Source organism: Gordonia sp. N1V, from assembly GCF_029269935.1.
Lineage (GTDB): Bacteria > Actinomycetota > Actinomycetes > Mycobacteriales > Mycobacteriaceae > Gordonia > Gordonia polyisoprenivorans.
The window spans coordinates 201,608-224,190 of the sequence record NZ_JARJDD010000003.1; the positions used below are offsets into that span (position 1 = coordinate 201,608).

A 22,583-nucleotide genomic window follows, 5' to 3' on the forward strand; every position below is an offset into this window, starting at 1 on the left:
CGAGCTCAGTCGAGGACCTTGCAGCGCTCGCGGGTGCGATCGACGGCAAACCAGCCGCGCTCGAACTGCTGCCATCGTTGCAGCAGGGGGCGCGAGGATTCACCGTCGCGGGCGACGGCGCGTTCGAGCCGCGCGTCGGCGTCGCCACCGTCGAGCCACAGCGCGTGGCTGAGCCGGTCGGCGATGCGACGCCGCGCCGACGACACCCCCTCGATCACCAGTAGCGGCTCCCACCGCACCCACACCCGACTACCGAGTTGCGGCACACCGTCGACCCACTCCCGTGGCCGATAGCGGTAATCGTGCCGACGCACAAAGGCGTGCAGCACATCGGTTTCCAGCTCCGGCCACCACGCGACCGGGTTGTCCCACGTGGCGAAGTCGTCGGTGCGGACGAGTACCACCCCGGTGCCGCGGGCCCGCAAGCGGGCGACGAGGGCGTCGGCGACCGTCGACTTACCCGCGCCGGACGGACCGTCGATGGCGACGATCCCGGAGATCATCTCCGCGGCGAGGTCATCGAGCCGGGCGTCGAGATCGGTGGACAGGGTGGGCGCGGTCATCGTCATGCCAGGATGCGGCGGCCCGACAGCGCACGGCCGAGGGTGAGTTCGTCGGCGAACTCCAGGTCGCCGCCCATCGGTAGCCCCGACGCCAGACGCGTCACCGACAGCCCCGGGAAGTCCTTGAGCATCCGCAGCAGGTACGTCGCGGTGGCCTCGCCCTCGGTGTTGGGGTCGGTGGCCACGATGATCTCGGTGACGTCGGTGCCGTCGGCGGTGGTGGCCAGCCGTCGCAGCAACTCGCGGATGCGCAACTGGTCGGGGCCGATCCCCGACAGCGGGTCGAGTGCGCCGCCGAGGACGTGATAGCGGCCGTGGAACTCCTTGGTGCGCTCGATCGCGTGAACGTCCTTGGGTTCCTCGACGACGCAGATCTTGGTCGCGTCACGTCGGGCATCCGAGCAGATCCGACAGAGATTGTTGGCCGAGACGTTGCCGCATTCGGCGCAGAAGGTGACGTTGTCGCGGACCTGGATGAGAGCCGCGACCAGCCGGTCGATCTCCTTTTTCTCGCCGGCCAGCAGCGCGAACGCGATGCGCTGGGCACCCTTCGGGCCGAGCCCGGGTTGTTTGGCGAGCTCGTCGATCAGATCCTGGATGGGGCCCTCGTACATCGGTGCGTCGTACCTCAGCCCAGGCCGGGCAGTCCGCCGCCGAGGCCTCCGGCGAGCGGTCCCATCTTCTCGCCGGCGAGTTCCTCGCGCTTGTTCGAGAGGTCGGCGAGTGCGCCGAGCAGCAGATCCTGGAGGGTCTCGACGTCGTCGGGGTCGACGACCTTGGGGTCGATGGTGACCGCGGTGATCTCACCGGTCCCGTTGCCGGTCACGGTCACCAGACCGTTGCCCGCGGTGCCGGTGACCTCGGTCGCCGCGATCTCGTTCTGTGCTTCGAGCAGCTTGGCCTGCATCTGCTGGGCCTGCTGCAGCAACCCGGCCATCGGGTTGTCGCCGCCGGCACCGCCGCCGAAGAGTGCGCTGGGATCGAAAGGTTGATTCACGGGCCCCAGGGTAGTCGGCGGTGCCGACGGGGCGCGCGTGCCGGGCCGCACCGAACTCAGCGCAACAGACGCTCGACGTGGGCCACGATGTCGTCGACGGTGTCGTCGCCGACCGGGGTGATCTCGAAGGACAGCTCCTCGTCGCCGAAGAGCCGGCTCGCGCGAGGGGTGAGGGCGAACTCGAGGCGATTGTGCTCGACACGACGCCATTGCCGGATCGCATCGTAGATCGGGGCGCTGGCACCGGTGGAGATGCAGTACCGATCGCCCGCGCGGTCTCCGCCGACGAGTTCGCGTTGGATCTGGAAGCACGCCATCGATTCGTCGTCGATGAACACCACGGCCTCGCATCCCAGGTCGGGGTGGCGTTCGTAGGAGGCGAGGATGGTCACGGGGACAGCGTAACCAGTTCCCGCGGTGGTCAGTGGTGACCGCCGGTGAGGGTGCGGCGGGTTTCGAATCGACGGTGCTGCCCGGTCAACGGATCGACGAACGACAAGCTGTGCGCGACGAGTCGAAGGGGCTCGGAGAAGTCCCCGTGCTCGGGGCGCCCGGCCACGTCGGGCCGGACCTCGGGGTAGAGCGGGTCGCCGACGATCGGCACGTCGAGCAGCGCCATGTGCAGGCGCAGCTGATGGGTGCGGCCGGTATGCGGGACCAGCCGATACACCGACCCGCTCGCGGTCTGCTCGATCTCGGTGATCTCACTGATCGCGTTCACCGGGCCGTCGACGACGCGTGCCCGCAGGTCACCGGCAGTTTTCTCGATCCGATTGCGGACCACCCGGGTGTCGGCGATCCCCGCTGCCGGGGCGAGCGCCCGATACTCCTTCTCGGCCCTGCGCTGCGCGAACAGGTCCTGGTAGGCCGAACGCACCTCGGGTCGCAGCGTGAACAGCAGCACGCCCGCGGTGAGGCGGTCGAGCCGATGTGCGGGGGCGACGAGATCGGTGCCGAGTGCGCGGCGTAACCGCACCAGCGCGGTCTGGGTGACATGCTGCCCGCGCGGCATCGTCGCGAGGAAATGCGGTTTGTCGACGACGACGATGTTCTCGTCGCGATACAGGATCGGCAGATCGAAGGGAATCGTGATCTCGTCGGGCAGGTCGCGATAGAGGTAGACCGACGTGTTGACACGCGCGGGCTGCTCGAGCGTCAGCGGCCGGCCCTCGGCGTCGACGATCTCGCCTCGGTGCGCGCGATCGGCAAGGTCGGCGTCGGTCAGCTCCTGCAATGACGGCGTGGCCCGCAGACAGTCACCGACGGTCGACTCCGGCCCCGACCGCAACACCACGCGGGTGGCGTCGACGCCGTCACGCGGCGGCAGCGGTGAAGGTCGCGCGCGACCGCGTTGCCTTCCGGTCCGGCGGCCCACCGCGACGGGCTACTTCTCCAGTCGCGTCTTGAGATTCGCGAGCAGGGCGGCCTGGATACGGGCGAGTCCCTTGGGCGCGAAGGTCTTCTCGAAGAAGCCGCCGATGCCGCTGGCGTTGCTGTTCCAGGTGGTCGTGGTGGTGACCTTGCTGCCCGAGCCCGCCGGCGACACCTGATAGGTGGTCACCATCGACGAATTCTCGTCTTTCTCGGTGATCGTGGCTGCGGCGTTCGGCCCGCTCGCTGCGCTCCCGGCGCCGGGTGTCACGGAAACGGTGGCCTTGACGTCACGCTGACGCTTGGAGGTCGCCTGCAGAATCCAGTGCACGACGGTGCCGTCGCCGTTGCCGCCGCTGATCACCTGGTAGTCGCGGTACTGCTCGGGCAGGATCGCCGGGCGGGTGTCGGCGTAGTCGGCGAGCGCGCCGATCACGGCATCCGGGGACGCGGCCACCTCTGTCGTTTGACTGGCGGAAATCTGACCCACTGACCCAACTCCTTCACGATGTACTGATTGGCGGGCGTGCTGCTCACGTCCTAGGCTAGCCAAGTGAGCTCGGCACAGATGGAGATGGGGGCAGCGGCATTCGACGAGGGTGTGGCCACCCTCCTGGCCAGCTACCGCGCCATCGGGCCGCAGGCCACGGTCCGTCTGGCGAAGAAGACCTCCAACCTCTTCCGGGCGCGGGCCAAGAACCCGCACCCCGGTCTCGACGTCTCCGGCCTCGACCGGGTGATCTCGGTCGACGCAGCCGCCAAGACCGCCGATGTCGCGGGGATGTGTACCTACGAGAACCTCGTCGCCGCGACGCTGCCGTACGGGTTGGCTCCCAAGGTCGTTCCGCAACTCAAGACGATCACCCTCGGCGGCGCGGTGACCGGACTGGGCATCGAGAGCACCTCGTTCCGCAACGGTCTGCCCCACGAGTCGGTCCTCGAGATCGACATCCTCACCGGCGACGGCGAGATCATCACCGCGACCCCCACCAACGACTATGCGGATCTCTTCTACGGATTCCCCAACTCGTATGGGACGCTCGGCTATTCGGTGCGGCTGCGCATCGAGTTGGAAGAGGTCGCCCCGTACGTCGCACTGCGGCATGTGCGGTTCACCGACCTGTCGGCGTTGCAAGAAACGATGGATGCGATCGTCACCGACCAGTCCTACGACGGCGAGCGGGTCGACTATCTCGACGGCACGGTGTTCAGCGTCGACGAGGCCTATCTGACGTTGGGTCGGCAGACCGATGAACCCGGCCCGGTCAGCGACTACACCGGGATGGACATCTATTACCGGTCCATTCAGCACGATTCGACGCACACCCCCCAGCGCGATCGGCTGACCATCCACGACTATCTGTGGCGGTGGGACACCGACTGGTTCTGGTGTTCCCGGGCGTTCGGGGCGCAAGAGCCCCGCATCCGTCGGCTGTGGCCGAAAAGGTTGCTGCGCAGCAGTTTCTACTGGAAGCTGATCGGCTACGACCAGCGCTTCGACATCGCCGATCGTCTCAACAAGCGCAAGGGTCTACCCGCCAACGAGCGTGTCGTGCAGGATATCGAGGTGCCGATCGAGCACACCACCGACTACCTCGACTGGTTCTTGACCACCGTGCCGATCGAGCCGATTTGGTTGTGCCCGTTACGGCTTCGGGAGAAGGTCGGCGGTAGCGCACCCGACGCGAATCCGCGGCGGCCGTGGCCGCTGTACCCGCTGCAGCCCGACCGCACCTATGTCAACGTCGGCTTCTGGTCGGCGGTTCCGGTGACCCCCGGCGATCCTGGGCACACCAACACACTGATCGAACGCAAGGTGGCCGAACTCGATGGCCACAAGTCTCTGTATTCGGAATCCTTCTACAGCCCTGAGGACTTCGATGAGCTCTACGGAGGCGAGCACTACCGACTGCTCAAGAAGCGGTACGACCCACGCGGCCGGCTGCTCGATCTCTATGCGAAAGCGGTGAAACGGCAATGACGACGTACAAGGACAGCGCACCGTCGAAAAACGATGCGCAGCATGCCAAGATGACCCTTGCCCAGGTGTTCGAGTCCATCGTGGGCGGCAATCTCAACATCCGCGTCACCGCCTACGACGGCAGTGCTGCCGGTCCCGAGGATGCCGAGTTCGGCCTGAACCTGGTGACGCCGCGCGGCACCACCTACCTGGTGACCGCCCCCGGTGACCTCGGATTGGCCCGCGCATACGTCTCCGGTGATCTGGAGCTGATCGGCGCCCACCCCGGCGACCCCTACGGCGCGCTGCAGGCCCTGGCCGCCGACCTCGAGTTCAAACGCCCCTCCCCGCTGGTGCTGGCGCAGGTGGCGAGGTCGCTCGGTATCGAACACTTCAAGCCGATCGCGCCGCCCCCGCAGGAAGCGCTGCCGCGCTGGCGTCGATTCGCCGAGGGATTGCGGCACAGCAAGGCCCGTGACGCCGAGGTCATCCACCACCACTACGACGTCTCAAACACCTTCTACGAGTGGGTACTCGGACCGTCGATGACCTATACCTGCGCGGTGTACCCCGACCTTGACGCATCGCTGGAAGCCGCCCAGGAGAACAAGTACCGGCTGATCTTCGACAAACTGCGACTCAAGGCCGGCGATCGGCTCCTCGACATCGGTTGTGGCTGGGGTGGAATGGTCCGCTACGCCGCCCGCCGCGGGGTGCACGTTCTCGGCGTGACACTCTCCGCCGAGCAGGCACAGTGGGCCCAGCAAGCCGTCATCGACGAGGGGCTGTCCGAGTTCGCCGAGGTCCGCCACAGCGACTACCGCGACGTCGCCGAGTCGGGATTCGACGCGGTGTCCTCGATCGGTTTGACCGAGCACATCGGCGTCCACAACTACCCGGCGTACTTCTCGTTCATGCGTGACAAGCTGCGCGACGGCGGAATGTTGTTGAACCACTGCATCACCCGTCCCGATAACGCCAAGAGTTCGCGGGCCGGGTCGTTCATCGACCGCTACGTCTTCCCCGACGGCGAGCTGACCGGATCGGGCAAGATCATCTCCAAGCTGCAGGACATCGGCGGCGTCGAGGTGCTGCACGAGGAAGACTTCCGCTATCACTACGCGATGACGCTGCGTGACTGGAACCGCAACCTCGTCGAGCACTGGGACGAGGCCGTCGAGGAGGTCGGTGAGGGCACCGCGCGCCTGTGGGGCCTCTACATGGCCGGCTGCCGCATCGGCTTCGAACGCAACATCGTTCAGCTACATCACGTCCTGGGCGTCAAGCTCGACGACAAGGGTCGTCACGAGCTGCCGCTGCGGCCGTGGTGGGACGCGTAGAGCGAGTACACCTGCAGCACACCGGGTCTCGAGGCTCCTCGCCTTGCGGCTCGTCGCACCTCGACCATCGGTCGTAACCCCCGCCGGCCGACCACCTCGACCACCGGTCGTAACCCCCACCGGCCGACTACCTCGACCATCGGTCGTAACCCCCGCCGGACGCCCTCCACCCCGCTGGTCGAGGTGCGCAGGCGCGCCAGCGCCGGAGCCTCGAGAACCCGTGCGCCACAGCTGGTTCGCTACTCGAGCGGCCGCGCACCCAGCTCGGTCTGAAGTAGATCCAGGGCGAGTTTGTCGGGGTCGATCCGCGCGTCGGGGGTGGCGTTGTGCGCGTCGGCGACCATCTCCGCCCGCTCGTCGTCACTGATCTCCTCGTCGGAGCGTGGCGGTTCGGGTTCCTCGGGTTCCGGATCGGGTTCGGGCGCGGGAGCACTTCCCTCCGCCGAGTCCGAGCGGGCACGACTCGGCCGCGAGAACGTCTGCCGTTTGGGTGCGGCAGCAGCCTGCGGACGCGCGGCCGCGGGCCCCGGCGTCGAGGTGTCACGGTGGACGGTGCGAACGTCGAGATCGGTGCCGAACACCTCCTGTAACGCCTCACGAATGATCGAGACCGCATGCGGTGCAGACAATCTGCCCACCAGCACGTCGATCGGATGAGCGAGGACGACGGTGGTGCCGTCGAGATCGTCGACGACCGCCGCCGACAACATCGGTTCGAGGCTCTTCGATCGGGTCCGAACGGCGGTCCGCACCTCCTGGAACCGCTTGCGCACCGTGTCGGCGTCAAGGCCCGACTGCAGCGCAGGTGTGGGTTCGGGCTCCGGTGCGCTACGCGGCGCCGCCGGGACCGGCTCGTCCGGGGGCGCGTCGTACTCGTCGAATGGCTCGTCGGGCAGCGGAATCTCGTCGTCGAAGCCGGCGACCTCCGGGATCGGCTCGGGTTCCGGCGTGGGCTCCGGCCGGGGCCGTGACGGCGGTTGGGGGGCAGTCGGATCCGCGGCCGACGACTGTGCCGACGACTGTTCTGCCGCGGCTTTCTCCGCTGCCGCCCTCTCCGCCGCCTCGCGCTCCGCTGCCGCCTTCGCAGCAGCAGCCTTCTCGGCCTCACGATCTGGCGCAGCCTTCTCGGCCGCAGCTTTCTCCGCTGCCGCCTTCTCGGCCGCCGCGCGCTCGGCTGCCGCGCGCTCCGCCTCATCCGGAGCACCGGCCGACGGTGGCGTGTCCTGTTGTCCGACTTGATCTTCGGCGCTCTTGCGCTGGGACGGCCGCACGTACTTCGGTGGCGGCTCGTCGGCGGGGGGCGCCGGGGTGGGGGCCACCGGGGCAGGCGCCGACAATACCGCCGGGGTCGGGGCCGCCGACGCCGCGGGTGCGGCCACGACCACCCCGGATTCGATCCGCTCGAGACGTTGCAGTAGTGCCGCGTCGTCGGCAGAGGTGGTGGGCAACAGCATGCGCGCGCACATCACCTCCAGCAGCAGGCGCGGTGAGGTGGTGCCGCGCATCTCGCCCAGCGCGTTGTGGACGATCTCGGCAAAACGCGTCAGACCGCCCGGGCCGAGACGATCGATCTGACTGCGCATCCGTGCCAGCTGATCGCCCGGCGCTTCCACCAGACCACGGTCGGCGGCATCCGGAACCGCTTGCAGCAGAATCAGATCCCGGAGACGCTCGAGCAGATCGACGGCAAAACGGCGGGGATCGTGGCCGGCGTCGACGACCTGCTCCACCACGGTGAACAGCGCGGCTCCATCGGCGACGGCGAGAGCGTCCACGGCGGCATCGATCAGGGCGATGTCGGTGACACCGAGGAGGGCGAGCGCGCGCTCGTAGGTGACGCCCTCGTCGCCGGCTCCGGCGAGGAGCTGATCGAGGATCGACAGCGAGTCGCGCGGCGAACCGCCGCCGGCGCGGATCACCAGCGGATAGACGTCGGCGGCCACCTGCACGTGCTCCTTGGCGCAGATGTCCTCGAGGAGCCCGCGCATCACCGGCGGGGCGAGCAGTCGGAACGGGTAGTGATGGGTGCGCGAGCGGATCGTCGGCAGCACCTTCTCCGGTTCGGTGGTCGCGAACACGAAGATCAGATGCTCCGGCGGCTCCTCGACGATCTTCAACAGGGCGTTGAACCCGGCGTTGGTGACCATGTGCGCCTCGTCGACGATGAACACGCGATAGCGCGACTCGGACGGGGCATAGAACGCGCGATCCCGGAGCTCACGGGTGTCGTCGACACCACCGTGGCTGGCCGCGTCGAGTTCGATGACATCGAGGTTGCCCGGCCCGCCCGGCGCGAGCGCCACGCACGACGAGCACTCACCGCACGGCGTCGACGTCGGGCCCTGCACGCAGTTGAGCGAGCGGGCGAGGATGCGCGCCGACGACGTCTTGCCGCAGCCGCGCGGCCCGGAGAACAGGTAGGCGTGATTGATCCGTCGGCTGTCGAGTGCGCGGCTCAAGGGGTCGGTGACGTGCTCCTGGCCCACGACTTGGGCGAACGTCGCCGGACGGTAGGTGCGATACAGGGCCACGCGTCGAGAGTACCGGCGAACCCCGACAGTCCGACCCGCTCCCCCACAGGTCGGATCGGTTGATCATCCCTGGGGGACGGGTGTGGAGAACTGCTCACGAAGCTGGTATTTGAGCACCTTGCCCGAGGGGTTGCGCGGCAGGGCGTCGACGAACTCCAGACGCAGCGGCAGCTTGTAGCGGGCGAGTTGATCCTTGGCGAAGTCACGCAGTTCCTCGAGGGTGACCTCCTGGCCGGGGGCGGTGGCGATGACGGCGGTGACCGCCTCGCCCCACTTCGCGTCGGGCAGCCCGAGGATCGCGATCTCGGCGACCGCGGGATGGCTGTAGAGAACGCTCTCCACCTCTGCGGGGTACACGTTCTCGCCGCCGGTGATCACCATGTCCTTGACGCGGTCGACGACGGAGATGTAGCCGTCGTCGTCCTCGCGACCGATGTCGCCGGTGTGGAACCACCCCTCGTCGTCGATGACCGCGTCGGTGGCGGCCTGGTTGCGCCAGTACCCGACCATCACCTGCGGGCCGCGGACGCAGACCTCGCCCGGGGTGCCCACCGGGACAGGCGAATTGGTCGCGTCGACGAGTCGCACATCCGACAGCGGCAACACCTTGTTGCCCGCGGCGCCGATCTTGGCCGCCGACTCGTCGAGCCCCATCACGAGTGCGAGCGGGGCGGTTTCGGTGAGTCCGTATCCCTGGGCGAAGGCCAGCCCCCGCTCGGCGTAGCGCCGCATCAACGGTTCGGGCACCGGCGCGCCACCGCAGATGAGGTAGCGCAGGCTGGACAGGTCCGCGGTCTCGAACTGTGGCACCTGGGACATGAACAGGAACATCGCCGGCACACCGAACATCGTTGTCACACAGTACTTCTCGATGCCGGCGAGTGCCGCGGCGGGATCGAACGTCGGCGCCAGCACGATGTGACCGCCCTTCTGCAGGGTGACCAGCGTCGTGACGTTGAGTCCCCCGATGTGGAACAGCGGGGCGGCGCAATAGCTGATGTCGGAGGTCTCGACGTCCAGACACAACAGCGAATTCATGTTGTTCCAGAACAGGTTTCCGTGGGTGAGCATCGCCCCCTTGGGGCGGCCGGTGGTTCCCGAGGTGTACATGATGACCGCGATCGCGTCCGACGCCGGACGGGCGGGGTCGGCGATCGGCTCGGCGTGGGCGATGACGGCTTCGGCCGACTCCCAGCCGACGTGCTCACCGACGGCGACGCGTCGCTGCAGTGTGAGCTGATCGGCCACCTCGTCGACGACGGCCGCGAGCGCGGGGTCGGCGATCAGGGTGTGGGCACCGGCGTCGTTGATGATGTAGGCGAGCTCGGCTCCGGTGAGCCGAAAGTTCAACGGCACGAACGTCGCTCCTGCGCGCGCCGAGGCGAACATGGTGACAAGGAACATCGGATGGTTCAGGCCGAGATAGGCGACGCGGTCACCGACGCCGACGCCTCCGGCGCGCAGGGCGGCGGCCAGTCGGTCGATGCGGTCGGAGAATTCCCGGAAACTCATCGTCGTGTCGTCGAAGGTGATGGCGGGGCGGTCGGGACCGATGGCGGCCCGGCGGGCGATCCACGATCCGAGGTCCATCGATTCCGGGGTACTGATACTGGGCATGGCAGTTCTCCTCACACGCGGGTCGACTGATCCAGCGGTGGTCGGCGACGATGGCGTCAGCGTAGATCGCGGCACACGGCGCCATGTCCGATTCGGTGAATTTCGACTAACCGGGAACCAGCTGGGCAGCCCGAAATCAGCTGGGCAGCGCAGCGGTGTCCGTCGGGTCCGTGTTGTCCTGGGTCGGGCGCGCGGGGCGGTCGAGCAGTCCGAGAACGACAAGAGTCGCGATGGTCGTACCGAGGAAGATCGCGTTGTACGGGTAGACCAGGAACGCCTGTGCCCACGCCGGTCCCGTCTCTGCCTTGAAGAACAGCCCGGTGAAGTACGCGTCCGGCACGGTCCGGTTCACGAACCACATCGGATAGGCGAAGTGTGTGCGCCAGGCGAACGCCGTGAGTACCAGCGCAACGAGCCCGATGCCGGCGAACGCGCGGCGTCTCGCCGACAGATCGGTGCGCAGCAACAGATTCACACAGATCACGACGATCGGCACGAACCACACCCAGTGATGTCCCCAGGCCATCGGCGACACCGCACACGAGGTCATACCGACGATCGAGATCGCGAGCAACTCATGGCCGCGCCGATGGGCGAGCACCGCCGAGCCCATCCCGAGGGCCAGCGCGATGAGCACGAGGACCATCCACACCGCGGTGTTGGGGGCGTCGGTGTGCATCAGATTGGCGATGAGCCCGCGCAACGACTGATTACCGAGAGTCTGCGGCGCGCCCACGCGATTGGAGTCGAAGATCTTGTCGGTCCAGTACGACCAGGATTCCTTGGGCAACAAAACGAATCCGACGACGACGGTCAGTAGGAATCCGCCGAGTACCCCGGCCGTCGCACGCCAGCGCCGTAGCAGCGCGAAGTAGAGGACGAAGATCAGCGGCGTCAATTTGATGCCCGCGGCGATGCCGGTGCCGGCGCCCTTGAGCCGTGAACCGTCGGGGCGGACGAGGTCGGCGAGGATGATCAACAGGAGGAACACGTTGATCTGGCCGTACCAGATGGTGGTGCGCACCGGTTCCAGGAGCATCGAGAGGGCGACAAGGGCGATCGCCAGACATCGCAACGGCCAGTTCACTTCTCTTCCGAGGGCCCGGAAGCACAGGACGATCACCAGATAGAGCGCGATGAGGATACCAACGCTCCACACGATCCGGGCGGCCTCGAACGACATCCAGGCGAACGGCATCAAGACGATGACCGACACCGGCGCGTAGGTGTAATCCATCTGGCCGAGCAGTTTTGCGTCGTAGAGGCTGCCGCCGTCCCACACGGTCAGTGCGCCGGCGCGGTAGACGTCGAGGTCGAGTTGATAGTCGAACAAGCCCCAGAACGGGGTGGAAAACGGCAGGATCAGGTGCTGGCACCACAGGGCGAGTGCGGCGATCGCGAGCGCAGCCACACACAAGGCTAATCGGCGCCCGCGGCCACCTGTCACGATCGGTCACCCGGCACGCCCACCGAAGATCGGCGCCTTTCAGGAACCGTGCGCGGAGAGCAGCGTCTCCGTCGCGGCGAGCAGCACGCAGGTGGCGACACCGTCCATCGCGACCTGCAGGTCGTCGATGCTCGGGAAGGTCGGCGCCAACCGGATGTTGCGGTCGTGCGGGTCGTTCTTGTACGGGAACGTCGAACCCGCCGGTGTCAGCGCGATACCCGCGTCCTTGGCCAACGCGATGGTCCGGCTCGCCGCGCCGTCGGGCACGTCGAGGTTGATGAAATAGCCGCCCTCGGGTTCGGACCACGACGCGACCTTCGACTCCGCGAGCCGATCCTCGAGGATGCCGAGCACGGTCGCGAACTTGGGGGCGAGGATGTCCCGATGGCGGGCCATGTGGGCACGCACCCCGGCGGCGTCACCGAAGAACCGCGCGTGGCGCAGCTGGTTCACCTTGTCGGGACCGATGGTCGCGAAGCCGATGTTCTCGACGAACCAGTCGACGTTGGCCTTCGACGATCCGAAGAACGAGACCCCGGCACCGGCGAAGGTGATCTTCGACGTCGAGCCGAGGACGTAGACACGATTGGGATTGCCTGCGGCAGCGGCCATCTCGATCACCGGCAGGGGTGTCGGCGGCTCATCGACGAGGGTGTGCACCGCGTAGGCGTTGTCCCAGTAGATACGGAAGTCGTCGGCGGCCGGCATCGACAGCAGGCCCTCGGTGACCTCCTCGGAGAAGGTGACGCCGGTCGGGTTGGAGTAGGTGGGTACCGCCCACATGCCCTTGATCGACGGGTCGGCGGCGGTCAGTGCCGCGCACGCGTCGACGTCCGGACCGTCGGGGTTCATCGGCACCGGCACCATCTCGATGCCGTACTGCTCGGTGATCGCGAAGTGACGGTCGTATCCGGGCACCGGACACAGGAATTTCACCGGACCCGACGACCACGGTTGCGACGAATCCACGGTGCCGCGCAGCAACCCGAACGTCGTCAGATGATGCATGATCTCGAGGCTCGCGTTGCCGTAGGCGATCAGATTCGCGGGATCGACCGCGAAGATCTCCCCAAAGATCTCCCGCAGTTCCGGCAGACCACGCAGGCCACCGTAGTTGCGGGTGTCGGTGCCGTCGGCGGCACGGAAATCGGCGCCGGGCAGTGACAGCAACTCACTGGACAGATCAAGTTGCTCGGGCGCGGGCTTGCCGCGGGTGAGATCCAGGGTCAGCCCGGCCGCGCACAGCGCGTCGTAGAGCTTTCGGAGGTCCTCCTGGGTGGCGCGAAGCTCGTCGGCACTCTTGGAGTGATAGTTCAACGGGGGACCTCATGTATCGGACTGAGATGTGCATCGGCGTGAGATGTATGCGGACCCCGCGCACCCGAGAGAGCCCGTTGACCCTTGCTGCCTTCCGGCCCTGGGGGAGTTCACAGGATGCACGCCGCGCGGGATCCGTCGTCAAGTGTAGCGAGTGCGTCGGCGCGTTCTGCAATCGGTCCGTGCGACGGTCCCCACCAGCGGCGATCCTCGCCGGGCAATGCCCGGGACCTCCCTCGAATCGGACAAAGTTCGCATCCGCTGCGAGTCCGCCGCACCCGCCGTAGATTCGGTCACCGCGCCCCCACAAGGGGCTGAATTCTGTGTGAACTCTCACCACCGTAGGAGACGCAACCCATGACCTCTGTCGACCGACAATCCTCCGAATCGACCGCCGCGGGCGGCCACGGTTCGCTCGGGTCGAGCCTCAAGCCCCGACACATCACCATGATCTCGATCGCCGGCGTCATCGGCGCCGGTCTGTTCGTCGGTTCGGCGAATGCCATCGAGAAGGCCGGCCCGGCCGTATTGATCTCGTATGCGATGGCCGGCGCCCTGGTCGTGCTGGTGATGCGCATGCTCGGCGAGATGGCGACCGCCAACCCCGACACCGGCTCGTTCTCGGTGTACGCCGACCGCGCCCTCGGCCGCTGGGCCGGCTTCTCCGTCGGCTGGCTGTACTGGTGGTTCTGGGTGCTCGTGATCCCCGTCGAGGCGACGGCCGCGGCGTCGATCCTCACCGATCTCATCGGTGGCGCGCAATGGATCTGGGCTCTGGCGGTCACGGTGTTGTTGACCGTCACCAACCTGATCAGCGTCGGCAACTACGGCGAGTTCGAGTTCTGGTTCGCGTTGATCAAGGTCGTTGCGATCGTGTTGTTCATCCTCGTCGGCGTGGCGGCGATGCTCGGCTGGATTCCGAGTTCGGAGGTCAGCGGCATCCATCATCTGTGGCAGCCGGACGGCTTCATGCCCAACGGTTTCGGCGCGGTCATCGCCGGCATGCTCATCACGATGTTCTCGTTCATGGGTACCGAGATCGTCACCATCGCCGCAGCCGAATCACCCAACCCGGAAAAGGGCATCACCAAGGCGGTCAACTCGGTGATCTGGCGGATCTCGCTGTTCTACCTCGGATCGATTTTCGTCGTCGTGTCCCTGCTGCCCTACAACAAGCTGCCCGATGGCTCGTACCAGTCGGTGCTCGAGGCGATTGGCATCCCGCACGCCGCGCTGATCATGGACATCGTCATCCTGACCGCCGTCGCCTCGTGCCTGAACTCCGCGCTCTACACCGCCTCCCGCATGCTGTTCTCACTGGGCACCCGTCACGACGCACCGTGGGCCGTGCGACGGCTGACCCGCAACGGCGTGCCGTGGGTGTCGGTGCTGTTGTCGATGGTCATCGGATTCCTGGCGGTGATCGGCAACTATGTGTTGCCGGACAAGATCTTTGCGTGGCTGCTGGCCACCAGCGGCGCGATCGCGCTGTTCGTCTATCTGACCATCGCCGCCAGCCAGCTGAAACTCGGCCGCACGCTGCGTCAAGAAGGGCATCGGCCCGCGGTGACGATGTGGTTGTTCCCCTACCTGACCGGTGCGGTGATGGTGTTCATCGTCGCGGTACTGGTGCTCATGGTGTTCGACGCAGGACAGCGCCAGGCGATCATCTTCTCCGCGATCTCCGCGCTGATCATCGTCGCGGCCGGGGTGATCGTCCAGAAGCGCAGCACCGATCCGCATCCGGTCACCCCCGCGCAGCAGTAGCACTTTCGTCGGGAATGTCACATTTCCGGCAGCGGCGGCGATAGGGCAGTCAAGGAGGTCACTCATGACGATTCGCACTCTGATCCGCTCTTTCGCCGCCGCAGGCGTGGCCCTGGGAGCACTCGTTCTCGCACAACCCGCCGACGCGTCGGCGTCGGTCACGGCCATCGGGTTCCAGATCAACCCCGCGCCGTACGGGATTCCGACCGGCAGCCTTGACTCCACACCCGCCCGGTGTTTCGCCGAGGTCGGCCGCCACCGCGGCGAGGTCACCGTCACCGCCGAGGAATGGGCGCGGTGGTTCTGCCCACCGAATTCCGAGGTGCGGTGGATCAACCTGTCGACCGGTGCCACCGGCGTCGCCCGACTCAGCAACGGGCTCAACGACATACCGGCGCACGCCGACCTGCGCACCGGTCCGGGACAGGTCGCACTGACCTTGCTTCCCGGCGGGGTGTACACGCCGGGGTTCGCCACGGTTGCCGTGCCCTGACACCGGCCGACGAAGGTCACCCGCCCTCAGGCGACCTCACGGATCCATTCCGCGATCATCGCCGCGCCGATCTGATTGGGGTGACCGAAGACCGCGATCTCGCGCGGGACGGCTCCCTCGAACCACGGCTGAGCCGAGCACGGGTCATGTCCGGCCGAGCGCGCTCCGACGTCGACGAACGCTGCGCCGTATCGTGCCGCGATCCGCGCCTGAGTCGCATTGAACTGTGCGAGAAAGTCCTTCATCCAGGCGGCGTCGCCATCGGAGGCGGGGACGAACGGCCAACATCCCCGTCTGCCGACCTGACCACCGTGGCCGACGAGCACGATGCGGGCGTTGGGTGCGGCCTTCTCGCGCACCGCGCGCATCACGCCGTTGACCTGGCCTTCCATGTAGGCGAGCATGCGATGCGCCGCAGCGATGTGCCCGACGTTGAATCGACAGCGCGCGTCGTTGCCGGGTAGTGGGACTTGGCACCGCTCGGCGATGGCTCCCCAGTTGAGGTCGTTTCCGCCGATGGAGATGGTGACGAGGTTGGTGGTCTTGCTGACGCCTCGGATCTGGGGTGGGATCGGCCCGAACGGCCCGTTCTCCGGCAGATGGGTGACGTTGGCCGCCCACGCACCCGCACACGAGCGGTCGACGAAGCTGCGCACGTGCGCGATGCGCGCCAGCACACTGGGATATGACGTGGAACTCCGCCAGCAACCGTCGGACGGTTGCAGACCCGGCATGTTGCCGGAGGCGCGGGAGTCGCCGAGCGCGACATAGTTCAAGCCCGACGGCAGAGCATGAGCCGAGGGGCTCTCGACGACCGCGCCGAGCATCGAGGCGAGCAGAGCGACGATCCCGATAACGGTTCGCCGCAGCATTGCGGCACCGGGCATATCTGGCATGGAAAGCAAGGTGCCATGTGGGGCCCGCCGGTTCAACTTCGGACGCCGGCAGATCTGGCATGATCGTTCACCATGCGCGTGGCCGATCTCTCCGCGCCGTCAACAGCCGCTGCTCGCGGGGCTCTTGAGGTGGCCACCGAGTACTGCACGCCGGCGCTTCTCAAACACAGCCTGCGGTCCTACGTGTGGCCGCCGCGCACGCCCACGCTTCTCGCCTTCAACTCGATCACGAACTTCTCTACGTCGCCGCGCTGTTGCACGACATCGGGCTCGTCGCCGAGTTCGACAACCACTCTCTCGCCTTCGAAGACGCGGGCGGGCACATCGCCTCGGTCCTGACCGCCGGAGCAGGTTGGGACATCACCCGTCGCGCTCGCGCACGCAAGATCATCGTCGAACACATGGCGCCCGAACAACCCAACACCGACGAGGAATCTCGCGCGCTATGGCTGGCAACGGGTTACGAGATCTCGGGTGCGCCACTCCCCATGGACACCGGTTTCCGTGCTGAGGTACTCCGCCGATACCCACGCCTGGACATTGCCTCCGAGTTCTCGACCAACTTACGTGATCAGGCCGGCCGAAAGCCCGGCTGCGCTGCTGCACACGCCGTCACTGATGACATCCTGACGCGCATCGCCGCCAACCCACTCGACGCTGAATAGATGAAACTCTGCAGCAGTACGAATACGGATGCCTTCGCGGGACGAGAGCCGCTCACGTGGAATGCACTTGCCGGCCATCCACTTCGACGCACAAAAGCAATGAGTCGCGACACCGTATGTCAACGATGTCGCGACTCATGACTTGGCGGAGCTACCGGGACGGTTTTCGAACCCTGGAGCCGAAGCAGCGCGGCTACTGACCTGGTGGCGAGACCGGTCACATGCAGGTTCTCGCACCGACAGATGACGTAAGGTGCTGAACTCGGCAAGCTACTGATTCCCGAGGTCTGGCTCCCACATCGCCACAATTAGGTGGTCGCCGTACCGCGCATTCCACGATTCATATCCATCGTGATTTGGTTCAACGAAGAAGGAGAACCCACTATCGAGTAGAACAGTCAGCTGATATTCCTCGGTGTAGGCCGCCGAAGTAATCGGACTCTCCATCAACGGTGTTAGCAATTCAACGCGCGGAGACCCCTCTCGTGGATCAACAACGAATCTTTCGCCCGCATTAGTGACACAGACCATGGGGTCCTCAAGAGTGAGGAAATTGTCATTGTTCGTTCTTAGAATAATCGTGTAGCCGCCGTCAATATCGATAACCTTGTCGCCAGCCAGCGGGAGTGGTACGGCTACGCTCATGGTTTCCACCCTTTCGGCAGTGGGAATGACCCGTCGGGCTTGATGGGAATATGTGTCTGGGGGTTGCCAGAGGGTTTACCGTCGAGGTCAATCGGCTGGCCATGCCCATTGTAGATCCGCACATATCCGGAGGGATTTCGGCCGTCTGGCTCCATCACGCGCACTGAGTCCGCGTTACCTTTCGCCCCCGGCTTCTGCCATACCCAGCCCTTTCCATTGTCGGAGCGCCTCGGTACCCAATCGCTAGGAACACCGTCGGGACGGTCTGGGGGGCTGTCACCCTGTCCTTGCCACGGCTTTGACCGATCAGGTGCGTCGTTACCGTTGCCGTCATGATTCTCCGTGAAGTACTGACTGATCCAGTCCTTCACCTTATCGACCTGGTCGGCGAGCCATCCAGGAAGCTTGTCGATCATCAGATCGGGCAGCTGGTCGGGGTGGGTACGTACCCACTCCCAACCGTATTCGCTGATGATCGTGGCCATGATGGCGGAGAGCAAGAGGGCAAGAATCGCAGCTTCGGCAGCGTCATCGATGATGAAGAAGACCGGGTCAGCCTCGATCCCCTTGTCGCCGCCAGGAGCCACGTAATTCGGCAACGTGAACGACGGCTGCTCGTCCTGCGGATCGGGAGACGGCTCAACATCAGGAGCAGGAGCAGGAGCAGGTGCAGGCGCTGGCTCGGGTGCCGGAGCAGGTGCCGGTGCGGGCGACACCGCAGCCGGAGGAGACTGTGGTGTGTACTGCGAGTCTCCCCCCGTCCCACCACTGCCATTTATGGTCGCGTTGTCGCCGTTACCGCTGGTACTGCTGCTTGCTGGCGGATCGTGATGCTCGTTATCCGCCCGAGCATCTGCATTCGGATCGTCGGGCCCTGTTGCGGCCGAATCGCTGCCGCCTGAACATAACCGAAGCGGCGACCCCAAACACTCTGCGAAGCAGCAGAATTTCCCGACTTAGCCGACCCGCCACCAAATGCTGCGCGCCGTACCCGCGGATTCGCCGCAGCGAATGCCGCCGCACCCGCCACGACCCACGCCGCGAGCGGGATCTCCGGCTGCTTCGAGCCTGAATCCAGAGCATGAGGCGGGGTACCTGGTTCAGGGTTCGCCGACACTGCACCAGGTACCGTCGTCACCGCAGGAGCAGCCGTGGAGGGCACCACCGGAACCTGCCCGGCGGTGTCGCCTGGTGGTGCCGGTTGCGGTGCGGTCGGACGGACGCCGCCAGTGTTCGAGGTGGTCGGCGCGGAGCTGCCGTTGACGGCGCCTGCGGGTGGTTGCAGGGCAGCATGTCCGGGGACGGTCACGATCGGTGTGCCGTTACCTTCGCCCGGGCCTGGCCCGATGTTGGAGCCGACCTGTGGCCCACCCGATCCCGCACCGTTGGCACCGGTCGTCGGTGCCGGGGTGTTCGTGGTGGGCTGGAAGGTGTTGGTGGGTACCGAGATACACGGCCAGTTCGACCCGTACTGGGCGCGCATCTGATCACACAACGCATCCGCGTGTGCCGGAGCGGGGTCACTGCCGAGCGCGGCCACCGTGACCCCGCCGCCGATCGCCAACACCGCTGCCGCGAGCAGCCCGGCGCCGAGTCGGCGGCGCGGGAGCCGGTGACGCCCCCGACGAGACTTCGACATCACCGACTCTCCGGCGGGTTCCGGGCCACGTTGATGGTCACTGTCAGTCATTTGGCCTTGCCCCACATCAGGGCGCCGAGGATCGCGTCCGCACCGGCCCAAAACCAGCGCCCGGCAATCGACATCACCAGAAAGAACACCAGGAACACCGGGATCACACCCCACCGCTCCGACCACTCACCAAGATTCGACAGGTTCACCGCCGCCAGCACCAGCAGGACGCAGCCGACGAGGAACAACACCACCTTGAGCACCGGCACCCCACCGGGCGCATCGTCCTGCGCAGCGGAGGTGTCGGCATCTGCGGGCGAACCACCAGCACCGCTCGGCGTCCTGGGGAGTTCGGTGGTCGGCGCATCGGCGTCGAGGCGATGCGCTCCACCTGGAACGGACGACGAAGTAGGAGCGGTCATACCGGATCACAGCCCTTCAGGGAGAAGATCAAAGAACAAGGAGCGAACGTCGTGGCTCACGTATCGTGCGGCACGCACTACGGAGCGGAGGTCAGTGCCGTCAGGTCACAGGTAGTGGGGTTTGCCATACACGTTGATGGTGTTGTCGTTCAACGCTGTTGACACGCTCACGGTCACATACGCGCGCAGGGCGACCGGCCCGAGACAGCCGTCGACCTTGACATGCACGCCGTCGACGGTGATGCCGGCTTTCCCGGTCTGCATCTTCTTCGACCCGAACGGGATATCGGCGATCGTGCCCGGCCGCAACGTGGTGGAGATATTTGGGGTGACCGTCGCACCGATCACCACCGCCGGCGGATAGGAAATATTCATCTGCGCCGACGGACCACCCGACACCCCGACCGTGGCACCTGACGTCACATCGGTGTTGCAGCCGATCTGAAACCCGGCTGCGACAGTGCCCGCCTGCACCGGCACCGAGCCGGCCCCGGCGATGACACCCTCGCCCTTGAGACTCAGGAAACCCTCACGGGTCCACGGTGATTGGTTAAGGGGCGGTACCGACCGCACCTGCTCATGGGACTTGATCACCGACACGACCCACCCGTCATCCGTGCGTTTGATGGTCTGCCGATCAGCAAACGAACTCGGTGCAGCACCAGACACACCCGACCCGAGCACCGACGCGGCCACCGCCAGCGCCACACACACCCCTGTCAGCCCCGATCGTCCCGATCGTCCCCACTCCCGACTGCCATCGCTCACCATGACGCCACCCCCACCACATCAGCGCATCACAACAAAATTATGATGCCAGATTCTGAACTACTCTCGAATACCCAAACACGCCTCACAGAATTCGGCAACCTAAAGATCGACATCGATTTCTTTGATTCTGCAAGTGTGCTGGTCGCGGCTACATGCGAGAATTCCGGACCGGAAACAATCCCCACGAATGGGGACACACAGACCGGCAGCACGAATGGCACCCAGGCCGTCTCCCTCAGCATGTGGGGCGGCCGGCCATCCACGTCGAGGCACAAACGCAATAAGCCGCGACACCGTATGTCTACGATGTCGCGACTCATGACTTGGCGGAGGATAGGAGATTCGAACTCCTGAGGGCTGTTAACCCAACCCGCGTTCCAGGCGAGCGCCATAGGCCACTAGGCGAATCCTCCAACGACGGTCGATCATAGCCGGGAGCGGGGGTCCAACCCAAACCGCGCCGTCATGACCGACCTCCGGAGCCGCCCCTAACGCAGGTTCGCGGGCAGCAACGCGACCGGGGCGATGAGGGTGTCGGTGTCGGAGCTACCGGCCGACAGGATGCCGATGACGTTGCCCTGCGCATCCCGGATGCCCGATCCGCTGTCACCCTCGGCCGAGCGCAGGAGCGCGCGGACGCTGGTCGTCGTGTTCTGCAGGAGGAAGGGCGGGGCGAAGGAGTATCCGTACGCGGTGCGCATGGTCGGCTTGGGGTCGGTGATGGTGCCGGCACTGAACCGCGTGGTCACGCCGTTCTTGGTGACACGTTCGCCCTTGACGATCGGAGCGCTCCAGGCGATCGAGTCGACCTGCGCGTGGGTGTTGCGTCCGAGACTGATGACCGCGATGTCCAGACCCTTGGTGATCCGGTTGGCGGTGATGCGGCCGATCGTGTCGCCGTGCTCGTCGTATACCTCCTGACCGATGTGTCCGCAGTGACCGGCGGTGAGAGCCTTGGTCGGGGAGACGACGGCACCGAGCGTGCAGGAAGTGGCAGTAATGATCGTCTCGTCGACGTTGATCTCCATACCCGACCGCACTGTCGGGACAGCCGCCTGAGCGGAGGCAATCGGGGCTGCGACGAGTCCCGCGGCGCTGAGCACGAACGCGGCGGCCATCAGTTTGATACGCATGTGTTCCGTCTTTCGTCAGGTTGGCGAACTGAGGGCAATCTATCAGGCGACTTTGAGATAGCAAATCTCCGGTTGCCCGGTTGTCCCCATTTGGGAGGAACGTCCGTAGACTCGTGGCGCCGTCGTCGAAGGGAACCCACATGTCCACTGCTTCCACTCCCACCGGGCCGATCGCGGTCCTCGGCGCCACCGGAGGTCAGGGTGGCGCCGTGGTCGATGCGCTCCTCGACGCCGGACGTTGCGTTCGGGCCGTCGTACGGTCGCCGGAGTCCTCGCGCGCGCAGGCACTTGCCGACCGCGGTGTCGAGCTGGCCGTCGCCGACCTCATGAGTGGCGACGGGCTGACCGAGGCGTTTGCCGGAGTCGCCGGAGCGTTCGCGCTCACCACGCCGTTCGAGTCGGGTGTCGACGCCGAACTCACCCAGGGGGATGCGATCATCACCGCGGCGCGTGCATCAGCGCTGCCATATCTCGTGTTCTCGTCGGTGGCCAGCGCCGACCTGAATACCGGTGTCCCTCACTTTGATTCGAAATATCAGGTCGAGCAGCGTCTCGCCGCAACCGACATCGCCCACACCGTTGTCGGACCGACATACTTCTACGACAACATCTTCGGCGATCGTGATGCACTCGCAGCCGGATTGCTCCTGATGGCGATGCCGACCGAGAAGCCGCTGCAGCAACTTTCGCGAGCGGACCTGGGGTCGTTCGTCGCGAATCTCTTCGCCGATCCCTCCGCGCATGCCGGTGAGCGCATCGACATCGCCTCCGATTCGGTGACACCCGGTCAGATGGCCGCGGTCCTGTCGTCGGTCACCGGCAACGACGTTCACGCGGAATCCTATGATCCCGAACGTATTTCCTCGCCAGACATGCGTGCGATGTTCGGTTTCCTCTCGACAACGGGCTACAACGTCAACATCACCCAGCTGCATCAGCAGTTCCCCCAGGTCGGGTGGCAGTCGTTCGCCGAATGGGCGGCCGGCGCGTTCAGCTAGGGAGACACGCACCCTCGAAA

The 22,583-nt window shown here is 66.0% G+C and carries 23 protein-coding genes, 1 tRNA gene and 1 other RNA gene; 7 read left to right on the forward strand and 18 right to left on the reverse strand.

Annotation, left to right across the window (positions count from 1 at the left end; genetic code table 11):
• Nucleotides 1-5 precede the first annotated feature (5 nt).
• From P3L18_RS05620 to P3L18_RS05645, 6 genes are read right to left on the reverse strand one after another with little or no spacing between them, the layout of a single operon-like run.
• Nucleotides 6-563, reverse strand: coding sequence for a (d)CMP kinase (locus tag P3L18_RS05620; RefSeq protein WP_079928610.1), 558 nt, complete (start codon nt 561-563; stop codon nt 6-8).
• A gap of 2 nt (nt 564-565) precedes the next feature.
• Complete coding sequence (gene recR, locus P3L18_RS05625; RefSeq protein WP_006371649.1) at nt 566-1,177, reverse strand: recombination mediator RecR; 612 nt, start codon at nt 1,175-1,177, stop codon at nt 566-568.
• 14 nt (nt 1,178-1,191) lie between these two features.
• Nucleotides 1,192-1,560 carry a YbaB/EbfC family nucleoid-associated protein gene (locus P3L18_RS05630; protein ID WP_006371650.1) on the reverse strand — a complete coding sequence of 123 codons (369 nt, stop codon included), beginning with the start codon at nt 1,558-1,560 and terminating at the stop codon, nt 1,192-1,194.
• Between the two features lie 56 nt (nt 1,561-1,616).
• Nucleotides 1,617-1,952, reverse strand: coding sequence for a hypothetical protein (locus tag P3L18_RS05635; protein WP_079928607.1), 336 nt, complete (start codon nt 1,950-1,952; stop codon nt 1,617-1,619).
• Between the two features lie 29 nt (nt 1,953-1,981).
• The gene (locus P3L18_RS05640) at nt 1,982-2,935 is read right to left on the reverse strand and encodes a pseudouridine synthase (protein WP_276113538.1); all 954 of its coding nucleotides are present in this window, start codon (nt 2,933-2,935) and stop codon (nt 1,982-1,984) included.
• Between the two features lie 9 nt (nt 2,936-2,944).
• A complete protein-coding gene (locus P3L18_RS05645) occupies nt 2,945-3,421 on the reverse strand; it encodes an SRPBCC family protein (protein WP_006371653.1) in 477 nt (158 codons plus the stop codon).
• 84 nt (nt 3,422-3,505) lie between these two features.
• Between P3L18_RS05645 and P3L18_RS05650 the strand changes: the two genes are divergently transcribed.
• Together P3L18_RS05650 and P3L18_RS05655 are read left to right on the forward strand one after the other, a co-directional pair.
• Nucleotides 3,506-4,912, forward strand: a complete 1,407-nt coding sequence (locus P3L18_RS05650; protein ID WP_276113666.1) for an FAD-binding oxidoreductase — start codon at nt 3,506-3,508, stop codon at nt 4,910-4,912.
• The gene (locus P3L18_RS05655) at nt 4,909-6,231 is read left to right on the forward strand and encodes a class I SAM-dependent methyltransferase (RefSeq protein ID WP_006371655.1); all 1,323 of its coding nucleotides are present in this window, start codon (nt 4,909-4,911) and stop codon (nt 6,229-6,231) included. Before P3L18_RS05650 ends, P3L18_RS05655 begins: the two co-directional genes overlap by 4 nt.
• Nucleotides 6,232-6,470: 239 nt before the next feature.
• Here P3L18_RS05655 and P3L18_RS05660 read toward each other — a convergent pair whose 3' ends face one another.
• From P3L18_RS05660 to ffs, 5 genes are all read right to left on the reverse strand, one after another.
• Nucleotides 6,471-8,762 (reverse strand): DNA polymerase III subunit gamma and tau, encoded by a 2,292-nt coding sequence (locus P3L18_RS05660; protein WP_276113539.1) that lies wholly within the window; start codon nt 8,760-8,762, stop codon nt 6,471-6,473.
• Nucleotides 8,763-8,825: 63 nt separating this feature from the next.
• Nucleotides 8,826-10,379, reverse strand: coding sequence for a long-chain fatty acid--CoA ligase (locus tag P3L18_RS05665; protein WP_276113540.1), 1,554 nt, complete (start codon nt 10,377-10,379; stop codon nt 8,826-8,828).
• A gap of 136 nt (nt 10,380-10,515) precedes the next feature.
• The gene (locus P3L18_RS05670) at nt 10,516-11,796 is read right to left on the reverse strand and encodes a glycosyltransferase 87 family protein (RefSeq protein ID WP_276113667.1); all 1,281 of its coding nucleotides are present in this window, start codon (nt 11,794-11,796) and stop codon (nt 10,516-10,518) included.
• 69 nt (nt 11,797-11,865) lie between these two features.
• The gene (locus P3L18_RS05675; RefSeq protein ID WP_079928602.1) at nt 11,866-13,143 is read right to left on the reverse strand and encodes an aminotransferase class I/II-fold pyridoxal phosphate-dependent enzyme; all 1,278 of its coding nucleotides are present in this window, start codon (nt 13,141-13,143) and stop codon (nt 11,866-11,868) included.
• A 44-nt stretch (nt 13,144-13,187) separates the two neighbouring features.
• Nucleotides 13,188-13,284: signal recognition particle sRNA small type (gene ffs / locus P3L18_RS05680), an RNA gene on the reverse strand.
• A 216-nt stretch (nt 13,285-13,500) separates the two neighbouring features.
• Here ffs and P3L18_RS05685 point away from each other — a divergent pair.
• Nucleotides 13,501-14,910, forward strand: a complete 1,410-nt coding sequence (locus P3L18_RS05685; protein ID WP_020173182.1) for an amino acid permease — start codon at nt 13,501-13,503, stop codon at nt 14,908-14,910.
• Between the two features lie 64 nt (nt 14,911-14,974).
• On the forward strand, nt 14,975-15,403 hold the full coding sequence (locus P3L18_RS05690; RefSeq protein WP_020173181.1) for a hypothetical protein: 429 nt from the start codon (nt 14,975-14,977) through the stop codon (nt 15,401-15,403).
• Between the two features lie 26 nt (nt 15,404-15,429).
• Here the strand turns inward: P3L18_RS05690 and P3L18_RS05695 are convergent, their stop codons facing one another.
• Nucleotides 15,430-16,299, reverse strand: a complete 870-nt coding sequence (locus tag P3L18_RS05695) for an SGNH/GDSL hydrolase family protein (RefSeq protein ID WP_253193853.1) — start codon at nt 16,297-16,299, stop codon at nt 15,430-15,432.
• Between the two features lie 185 nt (nt 16,300-16,484).
• Between P3L18_RS05695 and P3L18_RS05700 the strand changes: the two genes are divergently transcribed.
• Nucleotides 16,485-16,964 (forward strand): HD domain-containing protein, encoded by a 480-nt coding sequence (locus P3L18_RS05700; protein WP_253193852.1) that lies wholly within the window; start codon nt 16,485-16,487, stop codon nt 16,962-16,964.
• A 270-nt stretch (nt 16,965-17,234) separates the two neighbouring features.
• On the opposite strand, the gene P3L18_RS05705 is transcribed toward P3L18_RS05700, so the two are convergent.
• Nucleotides 17,235-17,609 carry a DUF6188 family protein gene (locus P3L18_RS05705; protein WP_079928600.1) on the reverse strand — a complete coding sequence of 125 codons (375 nt, stop codon included), beginning with the start codon at nt 17,607-17,609 and terminating at the stop codon, nt 17,235-17,237.
• Nucleotides 17,606-18,208 (reverse strand): hypothetical protein, encoded by a 603-nt coding sequence (locus P3L18_RS05710; RefSeq protein WP_139765595.1) that lies wholly within the window; start codon nt 18,206-18,208, stop codon nt 17,606-17,608. The genes P3L18_RS05705 and P3L18_RS05710 overlap by 4 nt, the downstream gene beginning before the upstream one ends.
• 747 nt (nt 18,209-18,955) lie before the next feature.
• On the opposite strand from P3L18_RS05710, the gene P3L18_RS05715 reads away from it, so the two are divergent.
• Nucleotides 18,956-19,096, forward strand: coding sequence for a hypothetical protein (locus P3L18_RS05715; protein WP_172398722.1), 141 nt, complete (start codon nt 18,956-18,958; stop codon nt 19,094-19,096).
• A 199-nt stretch (nt 19,097-19,295) separates the two neighbouring features.
• On the opposite strand, the gene P3L18_RS05720 is transcribed toward P3L18_RS05715, so the two are convergent.
• The 4 genes from P3L18_RS05720 to P3L18_RS05735 form a co-directional block, all read right to left on the reverse strand.
• Nucleotides 19,296-19,661: a hypothetical protein gene (locus P3L18_RS05720; RefSeq protein ID WP_276113541.1), complete on the reverse strand. Its 366-nt coding sequence runs from the start codon at nt 19,659-19,661 to the stop codon at nt 19,296-19,298.
• 105 nt (nt 19,662-19,766) lie between these two features.
• Entirely contained in the window at nt 19,767-20,432 is a 666-nt protein-coding gene (locus P3L18_RS05725; RefSeq protein WP_276113542.1) for an MspA family porin, read from the reverse strand.
• A 324-nt stretch (nt 20,433-20,756) separates the two neighbouring features.
• Nucleotides 20,757-20,845, reverse strand: a tRNA-Ser gene (locus tag P3L18_RS05730).
• A gap of 75 nt (nt 20,846-20,920) precedes the next feature.
• Nucleotides 20,921-21,565 (reverse strand): trypsin-like peptidase domain-containing protein, encoded by a 645-nt coding sequence (locus tag P3L18_RS05735; protein WP_079928595.1) that lies wholly within the window; start codon nt 21,563-21,565, stop codon nt 20,921-20,923.
• Between the two features lie 140 nt (nt 21,566-21,705).
• Between P3L18_RS05735 and P3L18_RS05740 the strand changes: the two genes are divergently transcribed.
• On the forward strand, nt 21,706-22,563 hold the full coding sequence (locus tag P3L18_RS05740) for an NmrA/HSCARG family protein (protein WP_276113543.1): 858 nt from the start codon (nt 21,706-21,708) through the stop codon (nt 22,561-22,563).
• Nucleotides 22,564-22,583 lie beyond the last annotated feature (20 nt).